A 25318-nucleotide genomic window follows, 5' to 3' on the forward strand; every position below is an offset into this window, starting at 1 on the left:
TGGATAAAAAACAGATATTGACTACTGGTCAGTTTTGTTGTATAACTTCTATAGGCTAAGAGATGACTAACCGATGATTTTAATAAGGAGTTGTATTGTGATGAATAGAAATAAAAAAATTCTGAACGCTACCATGGCTGCTGGAATGGCTGCCGCACTTGGAACTACCCCGATCCTTGCAGCCACACAGGATACAGAGAATGCAGTTTCCAAGGAAGAAACCGTATACGTAAATGCCACAGCAGAAGGTGAAGTGAAAGATATTACCGTATCTGACTGGCTGAAGAATTCCGGATCAGCAGACGGAGATGTATCCGATGTATCTGACCTGGAAGGAATTAAGAATGTAAAGGGTGATGAGACCTTTACCCAGGACGGCGAGAACGTGACCTGGAATACAGACAGCAGTGATATTTATTATCAGGGAACTTCCAATAAAGAACTTCCTGTTGATATGAAGATCAAATATTACCTGGACGATCAGGAAATCACACCGGATGAGCTCGCAGGCAAGAGCGGACATCTTCGTATGGAGGTTTCCTACACCAACAAATCCAAGAAGACCGTAAAGGTAGATAACAAGAACGTAGAAGTTTATTCTCCATTTGTTATGGTAACAGGAATGATCCTTTCTTCCGACAACTTCTCCAATGTCACCATTGATAATGGTAAAGTCATTTCTGACGGCGACAAGGAAATGGTTGTTGGAGTTGCAGTTCCTGGCCTGAAGGACAGCCTGGATCTGAACGATGATCTTTCTGATAAGATTGATATTCCGGAAGGTTTCACAATGGAAGCTGACGTAACAGACTGCACCATGGGAAATACCTTCACCATGGCAGTGACAGACCTTCTCAGCAGCCTGGATCTTGAGAACTCCGAGGATCTGGATGATCTTCAGGATTCCCTGGATGAGCTGGATGATGCAGCAGTGAAGCTGGTAGACGGTTCTAAAGATCTTTTCGATGGAACCAAGGATCTCTATGATGGAACCAAGGATCTCTACGATGGAACCAAGACTCTTTATGATGGAACCAAGGATCTCTATGACGGAACCAAAGATCTGAAAGACGGAACCAAAGAGCTTTACGATGGAAGTAAGGAACTGGACGACGGAGCCAGAGATCTGGCAAACGGAACCAAGACCCTTTATGATGGAAGCAAGGATCTGGATGATGGAGCCGCTGAGTTGGCAGACGGAGCCAAGACCTTAAATACAGGTGCTGGACAGCTTTATTCCGGAACCAATTCCCTGTACAGCGGAACCAAGAATCTTTATGATGGAACCAGAACCCTGTACGGCGGAACAAGCACACTGGCATCCAGCTACAATGAGTTTGACGCAGGTGTTGCAAGTGCCAAGAGCGGTGCTTCCCAGTTAAACAGCGGTGCGAAATCCCTGCAGAGCGGTGTGCAGCAGTACACAAGCGGTGTTGCTTCCCTGGCAGATGGTGTTCAGAGCTATACAGCAGGTGTAGATACTGTAAACTCCAATCTTACAGAGTATAACAAAGGAATGCAGCAGCTTACCGATGGTGTGAATCAGTACGTAGCTGGTGGAAATCAGCTGGCAGATGGTGTTACCTCTTATGTAAACGGTGCAACTCAGCTTACCGATGGCGTAAGTACTTATGTAACAGGCGCAAGCACACTGGCTGAGGGAACCAAGGCTTATGTGGAAGGAACCACAGCTCTTGTAGAGGGCGTTGGACAGCTGGCACCTGGAATCGATGAGGCAGCAGCCGGAATCAGCAAGGCAGCAACTCAGCTGGCAGAGGTAGCCGTAAATGTAGAGAAGGCTCAGCCGGATCAGATGGTAGCAAGCCTGAATACTTATGTAGACGGAGCAGATAAGCTTGCAGATGGAGCTACACAGTATGTGGCAAAGGTTGGCGAGGCAGCAGACGGAGCACAGAGCGTGGCAGACGGAGCTAAGAGTCTTGCAGATGGAACCGCAGCAGTTGCAACTGGTGCAGCTCAGGTAAGAGACGGACTTGGAAGCCTGAAAACAGGAACCTCTGACGCAATCAAGCAGATTAGCAGCACTGCATCTGAAGCAATGAATAGTTATGCAGACCAAATTAGTGCTGCAGCAGCAAACATCCAGACAAGTGTTGAAGCACAGTCAGCCGGTGTATCCACAAGTACTGCATCCGGTGAAATCAGTGCAGTTTCTAGTTCTGTAGGCAGTGCAATTGCAAGTTTGGAAAGCATTGATACTTCTGCCCTGGATGAGAATACAGCGGCACTGATCAATAGTGCATTAGGACAATTATACAGCAGTGCAGACAATGCATCCGCAGCACAGGGCGAACTGAGCAATATCGAAGCACAGTCACAGGTATCTGTAACAGCTGAAACAAATGGAGATGATATTAAGGCCACATTAAATGCGCTTGCAAGCGGTTTGTATGATACAGCTGGAAAAGTTACTTCTGCAGGTGAGTATTCCGTAAGCACTCTGGAAGGTGAGACAGACAAATTAATTTCCGGTGCATCCTCCGTAGCAGACGGCGCAAGCAGCGCAGCTTCTGGTGCATCTACCTTAAGCACTGGCGTATCTAACTTAAACAGCGGTCTTGCACAGCTGAAAGAAGCAGGCAACAGTCAGCTTGTAACAGGTGCAGCACAGCTGAAAAAAGGCGGTACACAGGTTAGAGAGAGCCTGACAGCAGTAAGCAGCCTTGTAGCAGGACTTGGAGATATCTCCACCATGACAGATGATGTAAACAAGCTGGTAGAAGGTTCCAAACAGATTTCCGCAGGAAACGAGCAGCTTCAGGCTGGCTACAAGCAGCTGACAGAAACTGGTGCAGCAGAGCAGTTGACAGCAGGTGCTGATGAACTTCTTAAGAATAAAGACACTATTACAAACGGAATCACCGCACTTCAGGGTAAGGACAATGCAAACGCAAATGCCCTTCTCGACGGAGCAACCACTCTTAAGAGTGCAAAGAGCAGCCTTGACAGCGGACTTTCTTCTATCAGCCAGGCAACCGGCCAGCTGGTAACAGGCGTTGGCACAATTGCAGCAAACAGCGTAGCGCTTAGAAGCGGAGCAAATCAGCTGACTTCCAACAGCGCTTCTTTGAACAGCGGGGCAGCACAGCTTACAGCAGGAACTAGTGATCTGGTAAGCGGAGCTGGTACTCTGGTAGCAGCAAGCGGTCAGGTGAAAGCTGGTATTGCACAGCTGAAGAGCGGAGCTGCTGATCTTAGAGATGGAGCATCTCAGTTAAGAAGCGGAGCAAACAGCGTAAACAACGGAATGCGTGATCTGAAGAACGGAACCAGTGATCTTGCAAGCGGAGCAAACACTCTGAAAGACGGAACAAGCTCCTTAAAGAGCGGTGCGAAGGAACTGAATGACGGTGCCAAGACTCTGAAGAGTGGAACAAGCTCCTTAAAGAGCGGAGCTAAGACTCTGGACAGCGGAGCAAGTGATCTGAAGAGCGGAGCTAAGGATCTGAAAGACGGAGCCAAGGATCTGAAAGATGGAGCTAAGGAACTGAATGACGGAGCTAAGGATCTGAAAGACGGAGCAGAAGAACTGAAAGACGGCGAGAAGGAATTCTACGATGAAGGTATCAAGAAACTGAAAGATACCATGGAAGATGATTTCCAGAGCGTACTGGATCGTCTGGAAGCACTTCAGTCTGACGACGCAGCTTACACATCCTTCACAGGTCTTGATGATTCCATGAGCGGAAACGTGAAGTTCATTATCGAGACAGAAGGCTTTGATGACGGCAGCGAAGACTGATCCTGAATTGACAGAACTGTTTTCGAAAATATAACAGAAGCAAGATGGGGCGGGAGATGATCCTGCCCCTTTCTTTATGGGTTCATGGGGCGGAACCCTTATACTCCCTTGCGTCCCCGAAAGGAGTCTGCTATAATGAAACAAATTGGGAAGAGGACTAGAGCGTGTTTGAAAAATCATTCCCGCAATCTGCACGCCCCACTTTGCGGTATATTTTGCCCGAATTCAGTTGCCGTAGCCCGCTACGGCGCCCTCATCCGGACAAAATCTCCCACAAATTGTGACGCACATCTTGCAGAAAGCCTTTTTCAAACACGCTCTAGTGTGCCAACAAGTTGATTTCTAGAACAATCTTGCGTCTAAATTTCTTATTTCTGCGTTGTCGTCGGTCGCCGTAGCCACCGCTACGCCTCCTTCCTCCGCCTTGAAATAAAAAATTTATCCTGCAAGATTGCTACAAGAATCAACTTGTCGGCACACTAGAAACTGACATAGAAAGAAACAGGAACAGGTGATTCAATGGATGCTGCGAAAAACAAAAAGGCAGGTGCCAGGTCAGCAAAGAAGAAAAAAGGCCTTGCCTATGAAATCCGAAAAGCACTGAAAATCGGGAAATCGGACTACTATGACTTCAATCTGGTAGCGGTCATTATCCTGATCATGTGCTTCGGTCTTATTATGCTTTACAGTACAAGCTCCTACATGGCACAGATCAATGAAGGGGACGATATGTTTTATTTCAAGAAGCAGGCTCTTTACAGCATAGGCTGTCTTGTGATGGCAATTATAGAGTCTTATTTTGACTATCATCTTCTGCAGAAAATCCCTATGCTGATCTATTTTGCAGCTGTGGTGCTGATGGTACTTGTTAAAACGCCTCTTGGAGTAACCTCCCACGGTGCCAGAAGATGGCTGAAGTTAGGAGTTCAGTTCCAGCCTGCAGAGGTCGCCAAGATCGCGGTGATCATCTGTCTGTCCTATCTGATCGTGAAAATGGGCAAGCGTGTGAAAACCTTAAAGGCATCTATGGTACTTCTCGGGGTCGGAGGCTTCCAGGCATTTCTTGCATACTGGCTGACACAGAACTTAAGTACTGCTATTATTATTTTCGGAATTACAGTTGGTCTGGTATTTATTGCACATCCAAAGACCAAGCCTTTTATTCTCGTGGCAGCAGTGGGAGTCGTTCTGGCAGCAATCCTGGTGTATGTTGTTTCCCGCATGGATGTAGTAGAGGGAAGCTTCCGTCTGCGCCGTATCCAGGTATGGCTTCACCCGGAGGCAGATGCAAGCGGAGACGGCTATCAGACTCTGCAGGCCCTTTATGCCATTGGTTCCGGCGGCTTTTTTGGAAGAGGGCTTGGAAACAGTATCCAGAAGTTAGGAAGCGTGCCTGAGGCACAGAACGATATGATCTTTTCCATTATCTGCGAGGAACTGGGAATCTTTGGGGCACTTATGGTGCTGGCCCTGTTTGCCTATCTTTTGTACAGACTGTTTTTTATTGCCCAGAATGCACCGGATCTGTTCGGTTCCATGCTGGTAAGCGGTGTGTTTATACATATTGCCCTTCAGGTCATTATGAACGTGGCGGTTGTGCTGAATCTGATGCCGAACACAGGTGTTACCCTGCCCTTTATCAGCTATGGAGGAACCTCGGTTTTGTTCCTGATGGCAGAGATGGGACTGGCCCTCAGCGTGGCGAGACAGATTAAATTCCAGGAACCGGAATTTATACTATAATTCTCTTGACAAATGCGCCACCAGATTATATACTTTCCGCAGTGTATGAAATACGGCGCAAGAGAAGCCGAGAACCTGGCTGCGAAATCATGTGAAGAATGATTTTGATGCATCGCGAAGGGCGTAACTGTGAGGGTGATGAACGGTTACGATATTTATTTAAAGGAGAATGAACAATGTTAGAAAAGATGAGTGAAATGATCGCAGAGCAGCTTAACTGCGACGCAGAGACAATTACCGCAGATACTTCTTTTAAGGATGACTTAGGAGCAGATTCCCTTGACCTCTTCGAGCTTGTTATGGCTCTGGAAGATGAGTACAACATTGAGATCCCGGCAGAGGAGCTTACAGAGCTGAATACAGTTGGCGACGTAATCGACTACCTGAGAGATAAAGGAATCGACGCATAATTTTTACGCGCGCTGATCTCCCTGAGGCGGACCTGCTTCGGGGAGATTTTTTTCGGCATTTCCCAGAAATTTTGTCCGGGAAAGCCTATAGACATTTTTTAACCTTTAGGTATATAATAATGTTAGGGTCAAAAAGTCTTTTGCCCCTGATATCATATAATGGGAAAAGACAGAAAAGATGCGGCGCGACACCCATTTTGAGAAATCTGCCAGAGCCTTTTTCAAACGTGCTCCAGGGCAGGTATCGATAGCGGGAAACAGCCGCAAATAAAGAAACAGGAGAAACAATTATCATGACGAAGATCAGAACCAGATTTGCACCAAGCCCTACAGGCAGAATGCATGTTGGAAATTTACGAACCGCGTTATACGCATATCTTATTACCAAGCATGAAGGCGGAGATTTCATCCTCCGTATTGAAGATACAGACCAGGAGCGCTATGTAGAGGGCGCTGTTGACATTATTTACCGCACCATGGAGAAGACAGGCCTTCTTCATGACGAGGGACCGGATAAGGACGGCGGATACGGACCGTACGTACAGAGCGAGCGCCAGGCACAGGGCATTTACCTGAAATATGCCAAACAGCTTGTAGACCAGGGAGACGCTTACTACTGCTTCTGCCAGAAGGAAGAACTGGAGAGCATGAAGCGCGTAGTTGCAGGCAAGGAGATCTCTATCTATGACAAACGCTGCCTGAAGCTTTCCAAGGAAGAAGTACAGCGCCGTCTGGATGCAGGCGAGCCCCATGTAATCCGTTTCAACATGCCTACAGAAGGAACAACCACCTTCCATGATGTAATCTACGGAGACATCACAGTAAACAACGAGGAGTTGGAGGATCTGATCCTGATCAAATCCGACGGATACCCAACCTATAACTTTGCCAACGTTGTAGACGACCATCTGATGGGAATCACCCACGTAGTAAGAGGAAACGAGTACCTTTCTTCCTCTCCGAAATACAACCGTATTTACGAAGCCTTCGGATGGGAAATCCCTACCTACGTACACTGCCCGCTGATCACAGACGAGACACATGCCAAGCTGTCCAAGCGTTCTGGACATTCTTCCTACGAGGATCTTCTGGACCAGGGATTCGTTTCCGAGGCAATTGTAAACTACGTTGCACTTCTTGGATGGAGCCCGGCAGACAATAACGAGATCTTCAGCCTCCAGGAACTGGTTGAGAAATTTGATTACCACCACATCAACAAGTCCCCGGCTGTATTTGATATCAACAAGCTTCGCTGGATGAACGGCGAGTATATCAAGAAAATGGATCCGGACGTATTCTATGAGAAAGCACTTCCATACATGAAGCAGGTTCTCACAAAGGACTTCAACTTTAAGAAGATCGCAGGTATGGTTCAGACCAGAATCGAGACCTTCCCGGATATCCCGGCGCTCATCGATTTCTTTGAGGCTGTTCCGGAGTACGACGCATCCATGTACTGCCACAAGAAAATGAAAACAAACGAAGAGACTTCCCTTACCGTACTCAAGGAAGCTCTTCCGGTTCTGGAGGCACAGGAGGATTACACCAACGATCCGCTTTTCGCTTCCTTAAGTGAATTTGTCAAGGAGAAAGGCTACAAGAACGGTTATGTAATGTGGCCGCTTCGTACAGCTGTTTCCGGCAAGCAGATGACTCCTGCAGGCGCTACTGAGATCATGGAGATCATCGGCAAGGAGGAGACCCTCCGCCGTGTAAACGCAGCTATTGAAAAGCTTGAAAATCTGTAATGAAAAGAAATCCATCTCAATTAAGAGCAATCGCTCACCTGTCAGGACCTATGATGGTTCTGGCAGGCCCCGGTTCGGGGAAAACCTCAGTGATCGTTGAAAGAACTGCATATATGACTGGTGAGGGCAAAATACCCGGATCCTCTGTTCTTGTTGTGACCTTTTCCAGGTCTGCTGCCAGAGAAATGAAGGAGCGCTTCCTGAAATTTACAAGACAGGCCTCTACGGATGTGACCTTCGGAACCTTCCACGGCGTGTTTTACGGCATTTTAAAGCATGCCTACGGGCTTGGCGCGGGAAATATTCTCTCCGAGGAGGAAAAGTACGCCATTTTGAAGGAAATGACCCTGGAATACGGACAGGAGCTGACCCAGGAAGGGGATTTCCAGGAGGATGTGGCAAAGGAGATCAGCGTGGTAAAAGGAAACCGGATCGCCCTGGATCACTATTATTCCTCCTGCTGCCCGGATGATGTGTTCCGGCAGATTTACACAGGCTATCAGAAAACCCTGCGTGAAAGGCGGAAACTGGATTTTGATGACATGCTTCTTTGCTGTTACCAGTTGTTTGACAGGAGAAAGGATATTCTGGCAGCGTGGCAGAATAAGTTCCAGTACATTATGGTGGATGAGTTCCAGGACATTAATCACCTCCAGTACGACATTGTGCGTATGCTGGCAAAGCCAAGGGACAATCTTTTCATTGTGGGGGATGACGACCAGTCCATCTATCATTTCCGCGGCGCCAAGCCGGAAATTATGCTGAACTTTACCAAAGATTATCCAAAGGCAGAGACTGTGCTTCTGAACATCAATTACCGCTGTACCAAAAACGTGCTTCAGGCTGCCATGAACGTGGTGGACTGCAACAAAAAGCGTTTCCAGAAGCAGCTGTCTACTCCAAATGAACAGGGAAAGCCTGTGCGCATGATGGAGTTTGACAATCCAAGGGAAGAGTATATGAGAGTTTCCGCTTTTCTGAAAAAGCGCCTGGATGCAGGGGAAGACCTGGAGGATACGGCAGTTCTTTTCCGCACCAACCAGGAGGCAGAGGGGCTTGTAGGCGCCCTGATGGAGTATCAGATTCCTTTTACCATGAAAGAACAGCTGCCCAATCTGTTCCGCCACTGGATCAGCCGGAATCTGATTGCGTACCTTGAGATGGCAGCAGGAGACCGAAACAGAAAGACGTTTCTGGAAATCATGAACCGCCCGAACCGCTACATTGCAAGGGATGCCCTTACATCTGCTACTGTTTCTTTTGATGCCCTGCAGGAATTATACAAGGACAAGGACTGGATGTGCGACCGGATCACCACCCTGGAAACCCATCTTCGGATCCTTTCCACCCTGGCACCTTATGCGGCTGTGAATTTCATACGAAAGGGAATGGGCTACGAGCAGTACTTAATGGAGTATGCCCAGTACCGGAAAATCCGCCCGGAGGAGCTTCTTGAGGTCCTTGACCGGATCCAGGAGAGCACCAAGGGGATGAAAACCCTGGAAGAGTGGCAGGCCTACATTGAGGATTACACAAAAAAGCTTGCCGAGCAGGCGAAAAAGCAGGAAAAGAAACGGGAGGGAATTGTGGTGTCCACCCTTCATGCAGTAAAGGGCCTTGAGTACGACAAGGTTTACATTATGAATGTAAATGAGGGCAGCATCCCCTACAAAAAGGCGGTTCTGGAGGAAGCCCTGGAAGAGGAGCGCAGGCTTTTCTATGTGGGAATGACCCGTGCGAAAAAAGAACTGACCCTGTGCTATGTGAGACGGCAGTATGAGAAGGAAAGAGACCCATCCAGATTTCTGGAGGAAACCGGTCTGTAATATTTCCCCTTGTAAACACCAGGAATATAAAGTATAATGTGGAATGTTGTGCGAAACAGTACAGCATTGCAGCAAATGAGAAACAGAACCATTTGTCTGCCGTGAAAAGGCAGTGACCAGTTGCAAAAAGCAGTGGAGATAAATGACGAAAAAACTGAAATGGAGAAACCGCTTATTCTGGATCCGGATCCTGATTATGATCCTGGTCCTTGCGGGTTCTTACTGCGCTTATGCGTTTATATACAGAGGAAGAAATGAGCCGCCTGCCAAGCGGAAGGTTACCAACCAGGAGGCGGCCTATTACACCTTAAGAGGGCAGATCCAGATGCTTTCCCAGAAGGAAGAGCTGATGGCATTTGCCTTTGATGATCGGAAAAAAGAGCGGGAATACGGAACCTATATTATTCCCGGATTGAAATCAACCAGAACCCTTCTTACCAGCGAGGGTGATATGCCGGCCATGTGCACCACTATGACGCCTCAGGGGCTGGCTGTAACGGAAGACTATGTTTTTGTAAGTGCCTACTGTCATGCGAAGAAGCATAACTCTGTGATCTACATGATCGATAAGGAGTCACACAGATTTATTAAAGAAATTGTTTTGCCCGGACAGCCTCATGTGGGCGGTCTGGCCTATGACAGCGAGCACCAGATTCTGTGGTATTCCTCCAATACCCAGGAGCTTGCCCAGGCGGTAAGCCTTACCATGGAATCCATCAAGAATTATGACTATGATAAGAGCCAGCGTCCCATTGCGACCAACCAGATCGCCAGCCTTTACGGAATCGTAAGGGATTCCTTTATGACCTTTTATGAGGGTTGCCTGTACGTTGGCTGTTTTACTAAATATACGGAAAGCGCCATTGCAAGATACGCAGTGGACGATGAGGGAAATCTGATCAATACCATGGATGAGGGACTTGGAATGAACTTCGAGATGGCAGTGCCTCTTGATTATTCCACCATCTCCGAGCAGGCACAGGGAATGACCTTCTATAATGACAAGCTGCTGTTGTCCCATTCCTTTGGAATTCTGCCTTCCCGCGTGGTATTTTACGAGAAATCCGACAAGCGTCTTTACGTAGATGAAAATTCAGCCATCAGCTATCGTTTCCCGGAGCGGATCGAGCAGATCTTTGTGGACGGGGACGATCTGTATGTGCTGTTTGAATCCGCTGCCTATGCATACAGCGCAGCATCCGTGAATATAGTGGACAGGGTATTAAAGCTGAGCCTTCCAAGAATGGAAGAATACCAGAAAAGTACCCAGAACTCTGTAAGCCAGTACTAGAGCTTTTTTCAAACACGTTCTAATGTGCATGAATCCGGGATTGTCCACATATATTAAAATTGAGAGGTGATACAAGATAGAAGCAGAGCAGATCCAGAACCTGTTTGCAGGCAATATCCGCAGACTGTTGATAAATGCAGACCTTGATTATGACAAAATATACGAGATCCGCCTGAGAGTGGGGCGCCCCCTGTTTTACACCTATGACGGCGGTGAGGGGTTTCTCACTGACGAGGACGGCAAATATGTGGTGACCCGGGAAGATTTAAAGGAAACCATGGAGTACGTAAGCGGCTACTCCTTGTATTCTTATGAGGATGAGGTCCGCCAGGGCTTTCTCACTGTTCAGGGCGGCCACAGGGTAGGCGTTACCGGAAAGGTAATCCTGGATGGAAATGAGATCCGGGGAATGAAATATATTTCCTGCATCAATGTGCGCCTTGCCCATGAGGTGGTAGGCTGTGCAGACCCGGTGATGCCTTACATCCGAAAAAGAGACTGGGTGGCCCACACTCTGATCGTTTCCCCGCCAAGGGGAGGCAAAACCACTCTGCTTCGTGACATTATCCGCCAGCTCAGCAACGGGAAAGAAAAATTCCCGGGAATGACAGTGGGAGTTGTGGACGAGAGAAGTGAGCTTGCAGGGTCCTATCAGGGCGTTCCCCAGAATGACCTTGGCATGCGCACCGATGTGCTGGACGGCTGTCCCAAAGCGGAAGGCATGGAGATGCTGATCCGTTCCATGTCCCCGGCAGTTGTAGCTGTAGATGAGCTGGGACGGGAAGAAGATTTCAAGGCCGTGGAATCGGTGATCCACAGCGGCTGTAAGGTGATTGCAACAGCTCACGGCAATTCCATTGAGGATGTGATCCAGCAGCCCTTATTTGAAAATCTGGTGCGAAGACGGGTGTTTGAGCGCTACATTTTCCTGGATAGGGGAGATCATGCAGGAACCATACAGGGAATCTATGACAGAAACGGGAGGCGTTGTTGAAAACAACAGGGATCATTCTGATCATTTTTTCAGGAACCGGTCTTGGGCTTTGCAAAAGCATGGAGTTGTCTGGAAGACTGAAAATACTGGAGAGGCTGGCTCAGCTTCTTCTGCTGTTAAAGGGAGAAATCCGCTGCACGGGAGCTTCTCTTGAGGATGCCTTTTTAGATGTGGCGAAAAAGATGCCGGGAGAGTACAGGCTGTTTCTGGAAGAGACGGCCGGAAGGATCGGGGAGAGATCCGGCATTGCCTTTGAAGTTATTTTCCGGGAATGTGCCTTTAAGTGCCTGCCTATGGAGAAAATTTCGCCGGAAGAGCAGGAGTGCTTTCTTTCTCTTGGTGAAAAGCTGGGATATCTGGACAAAGAGATGCAGGTGGCGCAGCTGACCCTTCTGGAAGAGGAATTAAGGGAACGGATCCGGGAACTGAAAAGCGGGATGCCGAAGCGGCAGAAAATGTACCAGAGCATGGGAATTCTGGGCGGGATTCTGCTTGCTGTGCTGATGTGGTGATGCCAGAAAGGAGGAGCCCTTGGAAGTCAGTATTATTTTTAAAATTGCTGCTGTAGGGATCCTGGTCTCTGTACTTTCCCAGGTGCTCAAGCACAGCGGCAGGGAGGAACAGGCATTTCTGGTCAGTCTTGCGGGACTTCTGGTGGTGCTTTTCTGGATCGTACCTTACATTTATGAGCTTTTTGACAGTATTAAAAAATTGTTTGAGCTATAGGTGGAATATGGACATTATAAAAATTTCTTTATTAGGCGTATGCGGTGTGATGCTCGGCTTTCTCATGAAAGGAACCAAACCGGAATACGCCTGTTTTATTACTGTGGGGATCGGGCTTGTGATCATGGGACTTGCTGTGGGAAAAATCCGGTATCTGTTTGAATCCCTGGGGAAAATCCAGGAAGCCCTGCCTGTGGATACGGAATATATTTCCACTCTGGTAAAAATGGTAGGAATCACCTACATCGGGCAGTTTGCTTCCGGAATCTGCAAGGACGCCGGGTACAGCACCACAGCGGCCCAGATCGAACTGTTCTGCAAGCTGTCTGTGATGGTTCTGAGTATGCCTGTGCTTATGGCGCTTCTTCGGACCATTCAGGAGTTTATGGTATGAGACCTAGCGGTGGGAGAAGGAAAACGGATTGGCGCAGAATCGTTTTGGGCTTGCTGCTGGCGCTGTTTTGCGGGCAGTTCTGCTCCAGGCAGGTAAGTGCCATGGAAGAGAGAAAGCAAAGTAATTCCTATGGGCTGCAAACGGAAAAGGATGCAGATGAGACCAATGCTGGAACGGTTTCGGGAACTTCAGATCCGGTTTCCCAGGAACTGGTTTCGGACATGTCCTTTGAGCAGGTTCAGAAGCTGATGGACGAGATGCTTGGGGAAGAGAGTTTTTCCATGGAAACAGCTCTGAAAAATATGATAAGCGGGGAAACTGTATTTTCAAAAGAGGCGGTGCAAAGCTTTTTGCGCAGCCTCTTTTTTGATCGATTGGAGCAGGAACGGGCCAACTTTATGCGCATTCTTCTGCTGGTGCTGGCGGCCGCCTTGTTTTCCAATTTTGCGGCAGTGTTTGAAAATGGGCAGATCGGGGATGTGAGCTTTTATATGATCTATCTTCTTTTGTTCACGATCCTGATGAACAGCTACCAAAGTCTTGGGATTTCCATGGGAAAACAGCTGGACTGGCTGACCCAGTTTATGAAGGGACTTGCCCCTGCCTATTTTGTGGCAGTTTCTGCAGCAAGCGGGACATTGACAGCAACTGCTTTTTACCAGGGAGTGCTGCTTCTTGTCTGGCTTGTGGAATGGCTGCTGCTCACCCTGATCCTGCCGGGAGCCAATTTGTACGTGCTTCTTTGCCTGGTAAATCATCTGTCAAAGGAGGACATGCTCAGCAAAATGGCAGAGCTTCTGGAAACCTTGATCAGCTGGAGCCTGAAAACCATGCTGGGGGCTGTGCTTGGGCTTCAGGCTGTGCGGGGGCTTGTGGCGCCTGCCATGGATGCCATCAAGCGGACTGCCATCGGCAAAACAGCGGGAGCCATTCCGGCAGTGGGAAATGCGGTGAACGTGGTGACAGAGCTGATTCTCACTGGTGCCCTTCTTGTGAAAAACTGCCTGGGCGCGGTGGCTGTGGTGGCTCTTCTTCTGGCTGGTGCAGGACCGGTGATCCATTACGGCGTACTTTCCCTTAGCTACCGTTTCCTTGCCGCCGCGGCCCAGCCGGTGTCAGATAAGCGGATTGTGGGCTGCCTTGGAACCATGGGAGAAGGGTGCGCCATGCTCCTTCGGATCATGATCACGGCGGAGGTGATGTGCATCCTTACCTTTGTGATTCTGATGGCGTCTGTTGGTGGGTAAATATGGAGTTATTGCCGATAGGCGGTCTGTTTGGGGAATGCAGCAGAAGCCAGTCAGGAAGGAGGTGTGCTATGAAGGAAGCCATCTATAGCTGGATCAAATGTCTTGCCATCTTTTACATTCTTCTGACCATGCTTCTCCACTTAGTCCCAACAGAGAAATACCAGCGCTATGTGCGTTTTTTCATGGGCCTGGTTCTCATGGTCATGCTGGTCACGCCCGTGCTTTCCCTTTTGGAAAAAAGCCGTCAGCTGCCAGACAGTTTTTCGGGACTTTACCAGCAGGAAGAGCAGAAGCGCCTGGAACTGGAAATGGAGAATCTCCAGAAAAACCTGCTGGAAACAGGAATGGAGGAGCAGCTTGGAGAAAATATTCTGGAAAGTTTGCAAAAGAATGGCATAGAAGTCCTGTATTGCGAAGTACATATAGAAGGGGAGCTTTTAAAAGCCTCTGTATGGACCAAAGAGGTGCCGGATGAGGATCTTGAGGGGAGGATAAAGGATGAACTTGGAAAAGAATGGGGAATCCGGGCTGAAAACTGTGAGATCCTTTCTGGGGAAGATGGGAACCAGACAGTGGGTGATCCTTCTTCTTCTGGGATTGCTTCTGACAGTGATCGCACTTCCGGTGTCCGATAAAAAAGGGGAAAAAAGTTCGGGGAAAGGCCAAAGCACCGGGATTTTTACAGATACTGCTTCTGACGATGCAGAGGTACAAAGAACTGCACTGGAAGAAAAGCTGGAGGACCTTTTGTCAAAGGTTGAGGGTGTGGGGGAAGTGCGCGTAGTACTGATGACAGGGGAGAATCCGGACAGCCAGAGCTTTTACAGCTCGGGAAAGGAAACTGTCACAGGGGTGCTGATCGCAGCCCAGGGAGCCGACAATTCTGTTGTTTCCCGGAATATTGTAGAGGCAGTTATGGCATTATTTCAAGTAGATGCCCATAAGATTAGAGTAATGAAAATGAAATGAGGAGAGGTAAAGTGAAAAAGATTCTGAAAAAAAACCAGGTAATCATTACTTCGCTGGCGGTTCTGATCGCAGTTGCCGGATACCTGAATTTCGCGGATGTGGATCTGGGATTTAAGGATCAGGCGGCAAGCACGGACGGCAGCAGTATCCTGGAAGATGTGGATTATGACCTTACCGATGAAACAGCCCTTCTGGATGAGAACGGGGCAGATGGCTCTCTTTCGGATGTGTCGGATCAGGCAACCAGCACACCTGGGGAAGCTGTACTTACGGCTGCGTCGGATTTTGCAGCCCAGGCCAAATTGTCCAGGGAGCAGATCCGTTCCCAGAACAAGGCAGACCTGCAGGCGATCATCAACAACCAGGAGCTTGGAGATGACCAGAAGCAGGAGGCAGTCAGCACCATGGTATCCATGGCGGACCTGACGGAAAAGGAATCTGCTGCAGAGCTTCTTCTGGAGGCAAAGGGCTTCGAGAACGTGATCGTCAACCTCACCGGGGAAACGGCAGACATCGTAGTGCCGGAAGCAGACCTAAGCGATGCCAAAAGGGCACAGATCGAGGACATTGTAAAGCGCAAAACCGGAATCGCCCCGGAGAACATTGTGATCACGCCGCTGAACGAGAGCATGGAAGACTCTGCAGATGAGACTGCATCCATGTCAACATCTGTAGATATCGATGACGATACCCCTTGATGATACCATTCACTGGTAATATTCCGCGAGGTGTTTTTTGTGAACAAAGTTCACAGAAAACCCGAGAACTTCGGCGCGAAATCATGCAAAGCATGATTTCTGTGCATCGCGAAGCGTGTTACTGTGCACGAAGTGAACAGTAACCCCTTGACAGTGCGGTATTCCGTATAATAGAATAGGAATGCTGTAAAAAATTAGGAACGCATTCATGAAGCGTGCCGCCGCAAGCGGCATATATAGATCAATAGGAGGCTAAACGTGTCGAAGTATACGAAAGAGATAGAAAAAAGAAGAACCTTTGCCATTATTTCCCACCCGGATGCAGGTAAGACCACTCTTACAGAGAAATTCCTGCTGTATGGCGGAGCCATTAATCTGGCCGGAAGCGTAAAAGGAAAGGCAACGGCCCGCCATGCAGTATCAGACTGGATGGAAATTGAGAAGGAGAGAGGTATTTCCGTTACTTCTTCCGTACTGCAGTTTCATTACGACGGATATTGCATCAATATCCTGGACACCCCCGGACATCAGGACTTCTCAGAGGATACCTACCGTACCCTGATGGCTGCGGACTCCGCAGTTATGGTAATTGACGGTTCCAAAGGTGTTGAGGCCCAGACCAGAAAGCTGTTCAAGGTCTGTGTAATGAGACATATTCCTATTTTTACCTTTATTAACAAAATGGATCGTGATGCCAACGACACCTTCGATCTTCTGGATGAGATCGAGAAGGAGCTTGGAATCGCAACCTGTCCTATTAACTGGCCAATTGGTTCCGGTAAGAAATTCCGCGGTGTTTACGACCGCAACACTAACAAGATCCTGACCTTCTCCGATACCCAGAAGGGTACCAAGGAGGGAAGCTTCGAGGAGATTTCCCTGGATGATCCTCACGTGCTTGAGGTGATGGACCCGGAGCAGAAGAACCAGCTTCTTGAGGAAATCGAGCTTCTGGACGGCGCAAGCGCAGAGTTTGATCAGGAGATGGTAAGTAAAGGAGAACTGACTCCTGTATTCTTTGGATCAGCTCTTACCAACTTTGGTGTGGAGACTTTCCTGGAGCATTTCCTGAAAATGACCACATCCCCTCTTCCAAGAATGGCAGACTGCGGCCTTGTAGATCCTATGAGCGATGATTTCTCCGCTTTTGTATTTAAGATTCAGGCCAATATGAACAAGGCACACCGTGACCGAATTGCCTTTATGCGTATCTGCTCCGGCAAATTTGACGCTTCCCAGGAGGTTTACCATGTGCAAGGCGAGAAGAAGATGAGACTTCTCCAGCCCCAGCAGATGATGGCAGAATCCCGCCATGTGGTAGATGAAGCTTATGCAGGAGATATTATCGGTGTCTTTGACCCGGGTATTTTTTCCATTGGTGATACCATCTGTGCACCGGGAAATAAATTTGCTTTCGAGGGAATCCCGACTTTCGCACCGGAGCATTTTGCAAGGGTAAGACTTCTGGATACCATGAAGAGAAAGCAGTTTGTAAAGGGCATCAACCAGATTGCGCAGGAAGGTGCCATCCAGATTTTCCAGGAGCTTTACGGAAATATGGAAGAGATCATTGTGGGCGTTGTAGGTGTGCTTCAGTTTGATGTTTTGAAATATCGTCTGGAAAATGAGTATAACGTGGAGATCCGCCTGGAGAACCTGCCTTATGAGCATATCAGATGGATCGCAAACAAAGAGAAAGTCAATGTGGACAAGATCGCGGGAACCTCTGATATGAAGAAGGTTACCGACCTGAAGGGCAATCCGCTGCTTCTGTTTGTCAATGCATGGAGCGTGGGCATGACAGAGGATCGAAATCCAGACTTAATATTAACAGAATTCAGTAAATAACTCTTTTCATTTTTGCGGCATTTTGCTATAATAGGAATACTTAGATGGTTCGCAGCTGTGGATGTGTGAAGCAGCTGCGATGGATTAAACCTAGGAGGTTTTGAAATATGGCAGAGAAGAGAACAACATATAAGATACAGGATCTTGAGGGAATCGGCGAGGTTCAGATCGCAGATGAGGTGGTTACTATTATTGCCGGACTTGCAGCTACAGAGGTAGACGGCGTTGCTTCCATGGCAGGCAACATTACCAATGAGCTGGTAAGCAAGCTTGGAATGAAGAATCTTTCCAAGGGCGTGAAGGTAGAAGTTCTGGACGGCGTTGTAACCGTTGATCTGACACTGAACATTGAGTACGGCATGAACATCCTCGAGACCAGCAAGAAGGTCCAGGAGAAAGTCAAGGCAGCCATTGAGAACATGACCGGCCTTGAAGTGGCAGACGTCAATATTCATATTGCAAGCGTAGATATGGAGAACGAAAAAGGAAAGTAAACCTTTCCTTTTTTTACTATGACTTTCATAGTAAAAAAAATAAAAATGTCTGCGTCAGCAGACATTACCCTGTAATTATCCGGGAGTCATAAATAGGAGGAACCATGAGAAGAAGGGAACAGAGAGAACACATTTTCAAGCTGCTTTTTATGAGCGAATTCAATTCACAGAAAGAGATGGAAGAGCAGCTTGCTTTATACTTTGCTGATATTGAGAATCTGGAAGAGAAGGATAAGGAATACATCAGCAAAAAATATATGAGCATTATGAACCATACCGATGAGCTGGATGCCAAGTTAAACGGCATCAGCATGGGATGGAAGACCAGCCGTATGAACCGCGTAGACCTTACCGTGCTTCGTCTGGCTGTCTATGAGCTGGAATATGAGAAAGAAGAAGTGCCTGTAGGAGTTGCCATCAATGAGGCAGTAGAGCTGGCCAAATGCTTCGGCTCCGAGGAGTCTGGCGCATTCGTAAACGGTATCCTTGGCAAGATCGCCAATCCGGATAAGAAGGTTGCTGCAAAGAAATCCCCAGCTAAATCCCAGGAGAAATCCCCTGCAAGACCGAAGTCCGGCTTCAAGGTGAAGGATCCGTCCAAGACCATCGTTGTCGTGAACTCCAATGTGAGATCCAAGGCACCGGAAAATAAGAATGAATAATGTATATTCTGTAGCGCAGGTAAACCGTTATGTAAAGAACATGTTTACCCAGGACTATTTTTTACAGAATATTTATGTAAAAGGCGAGGTATCCAACTGCAAATACCACACAAGCGGCCACATCTATTTTTCCCTGAAGGACGAAAGCGGCACCTTAAGCTGTGTTATGTTCGCAGGCTCCCGTAAGGGACTGGCCTTCCGCATGAAAGATGGGGACAAGGTTGTGGCAGGCGGCAGAGTGGATGTGTATGAGAGAGACGGACGCTACCAGTTTTATGCCAGGGAGATTACCCTGGAAGGGGCTGGTGCCCTCTATGAGCGTTTTCTTGCCCTGAAGCAGGAGTTAGAAGATATGGGCATGTTTGCACAGGAATACAAGCAGCCTATTCCGGAATTTGCCAGCAGGGTGGGAGTGGTTACTTCCCCTACAGGTGCAGCCATCCGGGACATTGCCAATGTTTCCACCCGGCGCAATCCATTTGTCCAGACTATTCTTTATCCTGCACTTGTGCAGGGGGAGGGGGCGGCTGCCAGTATTGTAAAGGGAATCCAGATGCTGGATGAAGCCGGCGTGGATGTGATCATTGTAGGCCGGGGCGGCGGTTCCATTGAGGACTTGTGGGCTTTTAATGAGGAAGAGGTGGCAAGGGCAATCTTTGAATGCCGTACGCCAGTGATCTCCGCAGTGGGTCACGAGACCGATTTTACCATTTCGGATTTTGTGGCGGATCTTCGTGCACCCACTCCGTCAGCAGCGGCTGAACTTGCTTATTTTGACTGCAGAAGCTTTCTGGATGCCATGCAGGGCTACCAGGAGCGAATCGAACGTGCTATATGGAACCGGATCGATGTGAACCGGGCGAAGGTGGAGCGTTACCAGACACGCCTTCAGTACCTGAATCCGGAGAGCAGGTTAAGAGACCAACAGCAGTATGCGGCGGACATGCAGGAGCGGATTTCCTCTGCTATGGAACAGAAGATAAAGGATAAAAGACACAGACTGTCTCTGTATCTGGAACGGTTTTACGGACTTTCCCCACTTCGCAAGCTGAATCAGGGCTACTCCTATGTTTCAGATGAGAAGGGAAAGACCGTCACATCTGTTTCCCAGGTAAAACAAGGGGATAGTCTGCTGGTTTATGTGACAGACGGCACCATCCGTGCCGCTGTTCAGGATACAAGAAAGGAGGAGCGGGACGATGGCTGAGAACCAAAAAGAAGAGAAAACTCTGGAGGAGGCATTTTCAGAGCTGGATGTTCTGGCTGACAAGCTGGAAGACCGTGAGACCTCTCTGGAGGATTCCTTCCGGCTTTACAAGCAGGGAATGGGGCTTCTGAAATTTTGCAATGACAAACTTGACACTGTGGAAAAGAAAATGCTTCAGATGAATGAGGATGGTAGCCTTGGTGAATTTTCAAGATGAATTAAAGAAAAGAACAGAAGAGATCGAAGCTGTGTTAAAGTCCTATCTTCCTAGGGAGGAGGGCTTTGCCAAAACTATGGCACAGGCCATGAATTACAGTGTACTGGCAGGAGGCAAGCGTCTTCGCCCTATGCTGATCCTGGAGACCTGCAGAATGTTTGGCGGTGAGGACAAGCTGGCTTATCCTTTTATGGCGGCTATGGAGATGATCCACACCCATTCCCTGGTCCATGATGACCTGCCTGCTCTTGACAATGACGATTACCGCAGGGGGCGTCTGACCACCCACAAGGTTTACGGGGAAGCAATGGGCGTTTTAAGCGGCGTGGCACTTCTGAACTATGCCTATGAGGTGATGCTGACCGCTTTTGATCTGGCTGAGGACGAGAAGGCCAGAGCGCGTGTGATCAACGCGCTGAAGGTAATGTCCCACAAGACCGGACTTTACGGAATGCTGGGCGGCCAGAGCGTGGACGTGGAAAATGACGGCAAGCCTATGAGCCGTGAAATGATCAACTATATTTACGAGAACAAAACTTCTGCCCTGATCGAAGGATCCATGATGGCAGGCGCCATTCTTGGCGGCGCTTCAGCAGAAGAAGTGGCTGTGGTGGAAAAGGCAGCTTCCGGAATTGGACTTGCATTTCAGATCCAGGACGATATCCTGGATGTGACAAGCACTGCCGAGGAGCTTGGAAAGCCTATCCACAGCGATGAGAAGAACCATAAGACCACTTACGTGACCCTGATGGGAATCGAGAAGGCGTCACAGCAGGTGGCAGAGCTGTCAGAGGAAGCGGTGAAGCTTCTGGAAGGGCTGAATAAGAAAAATGAATTCCTGTTTACCCTGGTGAAGGAGCTGGTGGGACGCAGGAAGTGAAAGAAGGATACAAATGATTCTGGAGAAAATAAAAAAGCCCAACGATATTCACAAGATTCCTCTGGCGGAATTTCCGCAGCTGGCTGATGAAATACGAAGCTTTTTGATTGAATCCGTCAGCAGGACAGGAGGACATCTGGCATCCAATCTTGGCGTGGTAGAGCTTACACTGGCACTGCATAATGTACTGGATTTTCCAGATGACAAGCTGATCTGGGATGTGGGGCACCAGGCTTACACTCACAAGATCCTCACTGGCCGCAAGGACGAATTTGAGACTCTGCGCAAGGAAGGCGGCTTAAGCGGTTTTCCAAAGCGTGGAGAGAGCAGCTGTGATTCCTTTGATGCAGGGCACAGCTCAGATTCCATTTCCGCAGGCCTCGGCTATGTGAGAGCCAGGGATATTCTGGGTGAGAAATACCATGTGGTTTCTGTGATCGGAGACGGAGCCCTTACCGGCGGAATGGCATATGAAGCCCTTAATAACGCAGCGGAGCTGGAGACGAACTTTATCATTATCCTGAATGATAACAATATGTCCATTTCCCCCAATGTAGGCGGAATGTCCCACTATCTTAGCGCCATCCGTACCGCAGAGGCGTACACCGGAATGAAAATGAGCGTTAACAAGGCTGTGAAGAAGATTCCACATGTGGGAACTGCCATGGTGGATGCCGTGCGAAGAACCAAAAGCAGCATCAAGCAGTTGTTTATCCCGGGAATGCTTTTTGAGAATATGGGCCTTACCTATTTAGGACCTGTAGACGGGCACAATATGCGCCAGATGATGCGTCTTTTCAATGAAGCCAAGCGTGTGAAAGGACCGGTTGTGGTTCATGTGCTTACAGAAAAAGGCCGGGGCTATGAGCCGGCCAGACGCAATCCGGATATGTTCCACGGAATCGGGCCTTTTGATTTGAAGACAGGCAGACCTACGGAGCAGAAGTCCTGTCCGGGATATACAGATGTGTTTTCTGAGGCGCTTTGCCAGGAGGCAGAGGAAGAGAAGAAACTGGCTGCCATCACAGCAGCCATGCCGGGAGGAACCGGGCTTAAGAAGTTTTCCCAGAGGTATCCGGACCGTTTCTTTGATGTGGGAATTGCGGAGGAGCATGCGGTTTCCTTTGCCGCAGGACTTGCCCTTGGGGGCGTGGTTCCGGTTGTGGCAATTTATTCCTCCTTTTTGCAGCGCGCTGTAGATCAGATGCTTCATGATGTGTGCATGCAGAAGCTCCATGTGATTTTCGCAGTGGACAGAGCGGGACTGGTAGGGGCTGATGGAGAGACCCATCAGGGGAATTTTGATATTTCCTATCTTGGCATGATGCCGGGAATGACGGTCATGGCGCCAAAGAACGACTGGGAGTTAAGGGAAATGCTGCATTTTGCAGTGAAGGCCGAAGGCCCGGTGGCAATCCGCTATCCAAGAGGAAATGCGTACCAGGGAATGAAGGAGCATCAGGCTCCCATCTGCCTTGGCAAAAGCGAGGTTTTAAGAAATGGAAGCCAGATCGCGGTTCTGGCCATTGGAAGCATGGTGGAGGTCTGTCAGAAGGTCTGCGAGAATCTCAGAAACGCAGGCAGTGATCCGACCTTTGTGAACGTGCGGTTTGTGAAGCCTATGGACACAGAGCTTTTGGATCAGCTGGCGAAGAACCATGATCTGATCGTAACCGTAGAGGAGAATGTGCAAAACGGCGGATTCGGGGAACATGTATGCAGCTATATGGAAGAACACCATCCAGACTGCCATGTGCTGCCAGTGGCAATCCCGGATCGTTTTGTTGCCCACGGCGGCGTTGACAGCCTGAGAAAGCAGCTTGGGCTTTGTCCGTTTGCCATTACCGAAAGAATTAAGAATTACCGGAAGGAATAAGAGAATGAAGAAAAGATTGGATATGATGCTTGTGGAACGCGCTCTTGCACCTTCCAGAGAAAAAGCAAAAGCATACATTATGGCCGGACAGGTTTATGTGGACGGCCAGAAAGAAGATAAAGCAGGCTCCATGTTTGCAGATACCGTAAAGGTAGAGGTCAGGGGCAATACCCTTCCCTATGTCAGCCGCGGCGGTCTGAAGCTTGAGAAGGCCATGAACGAATTTGATGTGAGCCTGTCCGGCAAGGTCTGTATGGACGTTGGTGCATCCACCGGCGGCTTTACAGACTGCATGCTCCAGAACGGCGGCGTCAAGGTGTATTCTATTGATGTGGGATACGGACAGTTAGACTGGAAGCTTCGCAATGACCCAAGAGTGATCTGCATGGAGAAAACAAACATCCGTTACGTAGTGCCGGAGGACATTCAGGAAAGACCTGCTTTTTCCTCCATCGACGTTTCCTTTATCTCCCTGACCAAGGTACTGCTCCCTGTGAGAAATCTGCTTACCGAGGACGGCGAGATCGTCTGCCTGATCAAGCCCCAGTTTGAGGCTGGCAGGGAAAAGGTTGGCAAAAAAGGGGTTGTCCGCGACCCTGCCGTTCATGAGGAAGTCATCGAGAAGGTAAGGGATTACGCCATGAGCATTGCCCTTGAGCCATGTCACCTTTCTTTTTCCCCGATCAAGGGACCGGAGGGAAATATTGAATACCTTCTTCATCTGAAGAAAAGACCGGAAGGAACCCAGGTTCCGGACAGCCTGACTGTGAAGGTGGAGGATGTGGTCGCACAGGCTCACGGAGCACTGGACAAACCGGGAGCAGCGAACTAAAACCAGTTATGAATAACTTTTATATTATAACCAACAGTGAAAAAGATAATAATCTGGAATTTACCGATCATGTGGTAGATTACCTTGGAAAACGGGGCGAACACTGTGAAGTGCAGCTTGCCGGACGGCAGGAGGAAGGTCCGTTCCACTATACAGACCCCAGGAAAATCCCGGAGGAAACACAGTGTATTATTGTGCTTGGCGGTGACGGAACTCTTCTGCAGGCCGCCAGGGATATTCAGGCAGCCCATGATGAGAAGCGCAGCCAGATTCCTCTTCTGGGTGTGAACCTGGGCCATCTTGGCTTTCTGGCAGAGGTGGACCGGCAGTCTGTATACCAGGCACTGGATAAACTGATCGCAGATATTTATGAGGTGGAGGAGCGGATGATGCTGTCTGGTACGGTATACCGGAATGGGGAAGCCATCGGGGAAGACATTGCCTTAAATGACATTGTTATTTCCAGGGAAGGCTCTCTTCGTGTGGTAAGGTTCAAGAACTTCGTCAATGATGAGTATCTGAATTCCTACAACGCAGACGGCATTATTATTTCCACACCTACAGGCTCCACAGGATACAGCCTTTCTGTAGGCGGTCCCATTGTTTCCCCAAGCGGGGAGATGACCATTATGACGCCCATTGCACCCCACACCCTGAACACCAGAAGCATTGTTTTTCCGGCGGAGGATGTGATCACAGTGGAGATGGGCGAGGGACGCCACAATGACTGCGAGAAAGGACTGGCATCTTTTGATGGGGATTCCGAGATTCCCATGATCACAGGAGACAGGATCGTGATCCGCAAGGCTGAGGTGAAGACCAGGATTCTGAAGCTGAATCACCTGAGTTTTGTTGAGGTGCTGCGCCAGAAGATGAGGGACAGCTGATCAGAGTGTGCCCCAAAATCATTCCCGCAATCTGCACGCCCCACTTTGCGGTATATGGCAGAACGGATATCATTTTGAGACAATTGCAGATCATCTGAGAATTGGACGGATATCTGCAGGGAGGTTGAGACGTGAAATTAGCAAGACATGAAAAGATTATCGAACTGATTCAGGAATATGACATAGATACACAGGAAGAGCTTGCAGCCAGATTAAATGAAGCCGGTTTTAAGGTGACACAGGCAACGGTTTCACGGGATATCCGTGCCCTGAAAATGACCAAGGTTGCAGGAAAGGACGGGAAATCCCGTTATGCGATCCTGCAGGACACACAGCCAGGACTGGGAGACCAGTACACAAGGGTGCTTAACGATGCCATTGTCTCCATTGACGTGGGACAGAATCTTGTGGTGATCAAGACCGTTACCGGAATGGCAATGGGAGTTGCCACTGCCCTGGATGCCCTGAAGTGGCCGGAAATCCTGGGCTGCATCGCAGGAGATGACACCATCATGTGCGCCTGCAAAAGCACCGAGCTGGCCGAAGGCGTTATGGAGAAGCTTGGCGGTATTTTGAACAGAAGATAAAAAGGGACGATTTGGT

General features: G+C 48.8%; 26 protein-coding genes. 25 read left to right on the top strand and 1 reads right to left on the bottom strand.

The features are described from left to right. Positions 1-100: 100 nt before the first annotated feature. From OCV70_RS05620 to OCV70_RS05730, 24 genes are all read left to right on the top strand, one after another. Positions 101-3763 carry a YhgE/Pip domain-containing protein gene (locus tag OCV70_RS05620; protein ID WP_262579355.1) on the top strand — a complete coding sequence of 1221 codons (3663 nt, stop codon included), beginning with the start codon at positions 101-103 and terminating at the stop codon, positions 3761-3763. Positions 3764-3898: 135 nt separating this feature from the next. Beyond that, positions 3899-4102, top strand: a complete 204-nt coding sequence (locus OCV70_RS19655) for a DUF6783 domain-containing protein (RefSeq protein ID WP_317259452.1) — start codon at positions 3899-3901, stop codon at positions 4100-4102. Positions 4103-4282: 180 nt separating this feature from the next. Further along, positions 4283-5506, top strand: a complete 1224-nt coding sequence (locus tag OCV70_RS05625; protein WP_021924301.1) for an FtsW/RodA/SpoVE family cell cycle protein — start codon at positions 4283-4285, stop codon at positions 5504-5506. A gap of 176 nt (positions 5507-5682) precedes the next feature. Continuing rightward, positions 5683-5916, top strand: a complete 234-nt coding sequence (gene acpP, locus OCV70_RS05630) for an acyl carrier protein (protein WP_021924300.1) — start codon at positions 5683-5685, stop codon at positions 5914-5916. Positions 5917-6209: 293 nt separating this feature from the next. Next, positions 6210-7664 carry a glutamate--tRNA ligase gene (gene gltX, locus OCV70_RS05635; RefSeq protein WP_117851554.1) on the top strand — a complete coding sequence of 485 codons (1455 nt, stop codon included), beginning with the start codon at positions 6210-6212 and terminating at the stop codon, positions 7662-7664. Further along, the gene (locus tag OCV70_RS05640) at positions 7664-9490 is read left to right on the top strand and encodes an ATP-dependent helicase (protein WP_195587500.1); all 1827 of its coding nucleotides are present in this window, start codon (positions 7664-7666) and stop codon (positions 9488-9490) included. The genes gltX and OCV70_RS05640 overlap by 1 nt, the downstream gene beginning before the upstream one ends. A 142-nt stretch (positions 9491-9632) precedes the next feature. After that, entirely contained in the window at positions 9633-10781 is a 1149-nt protein-coding gene (locus OCV70_RS05645; RefSeq protein WP_021924297.1) for a YncE family protein, read from the top strand. Positions 10782-10908: 127 nt separating this feature from the next. Beyond that, a complete protein-coding gene (spoIIIAA, locus tag OCV70_RS05650) occupies positions 10909-11775 on the top strand; it encodes a stage III sporulation protein AA (RefSeq protein WP_243000203.1) in 867 nt (288 codons plus the stop codon). Then, positions 11772-12287, top strand: a complete 516-nt coding sequence (locus OCV70_RS05655) for a stage III sporulation protein AB (protein WP_243000204.1) — start codon at positions 11772-11774, stop codon at positions 12285-12287. Before spoIIIAA ends, OCV70_RS05655 begins: the two co-directional genes overlap by 4 nt. 19 nt (positions 12288-12306) lie before the next feature. Then, positions 12307-12501, top strand: a complete 195-nt coding sequence (spoIIIAC, locus tag OCV70_RS05660) for a stage III sporulation protein AC (protein ID WP_021924294.1) — start codon at positions 12307-12309, stop codon at positions 12499-12501. Positions 12502-12508: 7 nt separating this feature from the next. Next, on the top strand, positions 12509-12895 hold the full coding sequence (locus tag OCV70_RS05665; protein ID WP_173766427.1) for a SpoIIIAC/SpoIIIAD family protein: 387 nt from the start codon (positions 12509-12511) through the stop codon (positions 12893-12895). Then, positions 12892-14142, top strand: a complete 1251-nt coding sequence (locus OCV70_RS05670) for a stage III sporulation protein AE (protein WP_173766429.1) — start codon at positions 12892-12894, stop codon at positions 14140-14142. Before OCV70_RS05665 ends, OCV70_RS05670 begins: the two co-directional genes overlap by 4 nt. A gap of 71 nt (positions 14143-14213) precedes the next feature. After that, the gene (locus OCV70_RS05675; protein ID WP_173766431.1) at positions 14214-14780 is read left to right on the top strand and encodes a stage III sporulation protein AF; all 567 of its coding nucleotides are present in this window, start codon (positions 14214-14216) and stop codon (positions 14778-14780) included. Further along, positions 14704-15114: a hypothetical protein gene (locus tag OCV70_RS05680; RefSeq protein ID WP_243000205.1), complete on the top strand. Its 411-nt coding sequence runs from the start codon at positions 14704-14706 to the stop codon at positions 15112-15114. The genes OCV70_RS05675 and OCV70_RS05680 overlap by 77 nt, the downstream gene beginning before the upstream one ends. Positions 15115-15125: 11 nt before the next feature. Further along, positions 15126-15812 carry a SpoIIIAH-like family protein gene (locus OCV70_RS05685; protein WP_021924289.1) on the top strand — a complete coding sequence of 229 codons (687 nt, stop codon included), beginning with the start codon at positions 15126-15128 and terminating at the stop codon, positions 15810-15812. A gap of 258 nt (positions 15813-16070) precedes the next feature. Then, positions 16071-17660, top strand: a complete 1590-nt coding sequence (locus tag OCV70_RS05690) for a peptide chain release factor 3 (protein WP_262579356.1) — start codon at positions 16071-16073, stop codon at positions 17658-17660. Between the two features lie 107 nt (positions 17661-17767). After that, the gene (locus OCV70_RS05695; protein WP_021924457.1) at positions 17768-18154 is read left to right on the top strand and encodes an Asp23/Gls24 family envelope stress response protein; all 387 of its coding nucleotides are present in this window, start codon (positions 17768-17770) and stop codon (positions 18152-18154) included. A 104-nt stretch (positions 18155-18258) separates the two neighbouring features. After that, complete coding sequence (nusB, locus tag OCV70_RS05700; RefSeq protein WP_173766435.1) at positions 18259-18816, top strand: transcription antitermination factor NusB; 558 nt, start codon at positions 18259-18261, stop codon at positions 18814-18816. Beyond that, entirely contained in the window at positions 18809-20023 is a 1215-nt protein-coding gene (gene xseA / locus OCV70_RS05705) for an exodeoxyribonuclease VII large subunit (RefSeq protein ID WP_173766437.1), read from the top strand. Before nusB ends, xseA begins: the two co-directional genes overlap by 8 nt. Next, positions 20016-20240, top strand: a complete 225-nt coding sequence (gene xseB, locus OCV70_RS05710) for an exodeoxyribonuclease VII small subunit (protein WP_021924454.1) — start codon at positions 20016-20018, stop codon at positions 20238-20240. The genes xseA and xseB overlap by 8 nt, the downstream gene beginning before the upstream one ends. Further along, the gene (locus OCV70_RS05715; protein WP_173766439.1) at positions 20224-21120 is read left to right on the top strand and encodes a polyprenyl synthetase family protein; all 897 of its coding nucleotides are present in this window, start codon (positions 20224-20226) and stop codon (positions 21118-21120) included. The genes xseB and OCV70_RS05715 overlap by 17 nt, the downstream gene beginning before the upstream one ends. A 13-nt stretch (positions 21121-21133) precedes the next feature. Continuing rightward, the gene (dxs, locus tag OCV70_RS05720) at positions 21134-22996 is read left to right on the top strand and encodes a 1-deoxy-D-xylulose-5-phosphate synthase (RefSeq protein ID WP_195587499.1); all 1863 of its coding nucleotides are present in this window, start codon (positions 21134-21136) and stop codon (positions 22994-22996) included. A gap of 4 nt (positions 22997-23000) precedes the next feature. After that, a complete protein-coding gene (locus tag OCV70_RS05725; protein WP_117851578.1) occupies positions 23001-23828 on the top strand; it encodes a TlyA family RNA methyltransferase in 828 nt (275 codons plus the stop codon). A gap of 8 nt (positions 23829-23836) precedes the next feature. Next, the gene (locus OCV70_RS05730; protein WP_021924450.1) at positions 23837-24715 is read left to right on the top strand and encodes an NAD(+)/NADH kinase; all 879 of its coding nucleotides are present in this window, start codon (positions 23837-23839) and stop codon (positions 24713-24715) included. Here OCV70_RS05730 and OCV70_RS20110 read toward each other — a convergent pair. After that, entirely contained in the window at positions 24606-24884 is a 279-nt protein-coding gene (locus OCV70_RS20110; RefSeq protein WP_416795303.1) for a DUF6783 domain-containing protein, read from the bottom strand. The genes OCV70_RS05730 and OCV70_RS20110 overlap by 110 nt on opposite strands. Here OCV70_RS20110 and argR point away from each other — a divergent pair. Further along, positions 24847-25302 carry an arginine repressor gene (gene argR, locus OCV70_RS05735; RefSeq protein ID WP_021924449.1) on the top strand — a complete coding sequence of 152 codons (456 nt, stop codon included), beginning with the start codon at positions 24847-24849 and terminating at the stop codon, positions 25300-25302. The genes OCV70_RS20110 and argR overlap by 38 nt on opposite strands. Positions 25303-25318: the final 16 nt, after the last annotated feature.

This window comes from Blautia acetigignens (genome assembly GCF_025566865.1).
In the GTDB taxonomy this organism is placed as follows: Bacteria; Bacillota; Clostridia; order Lachnospirales; family Lachnospiraceae; genus Blautia_A; species Blautia_A acetigignens.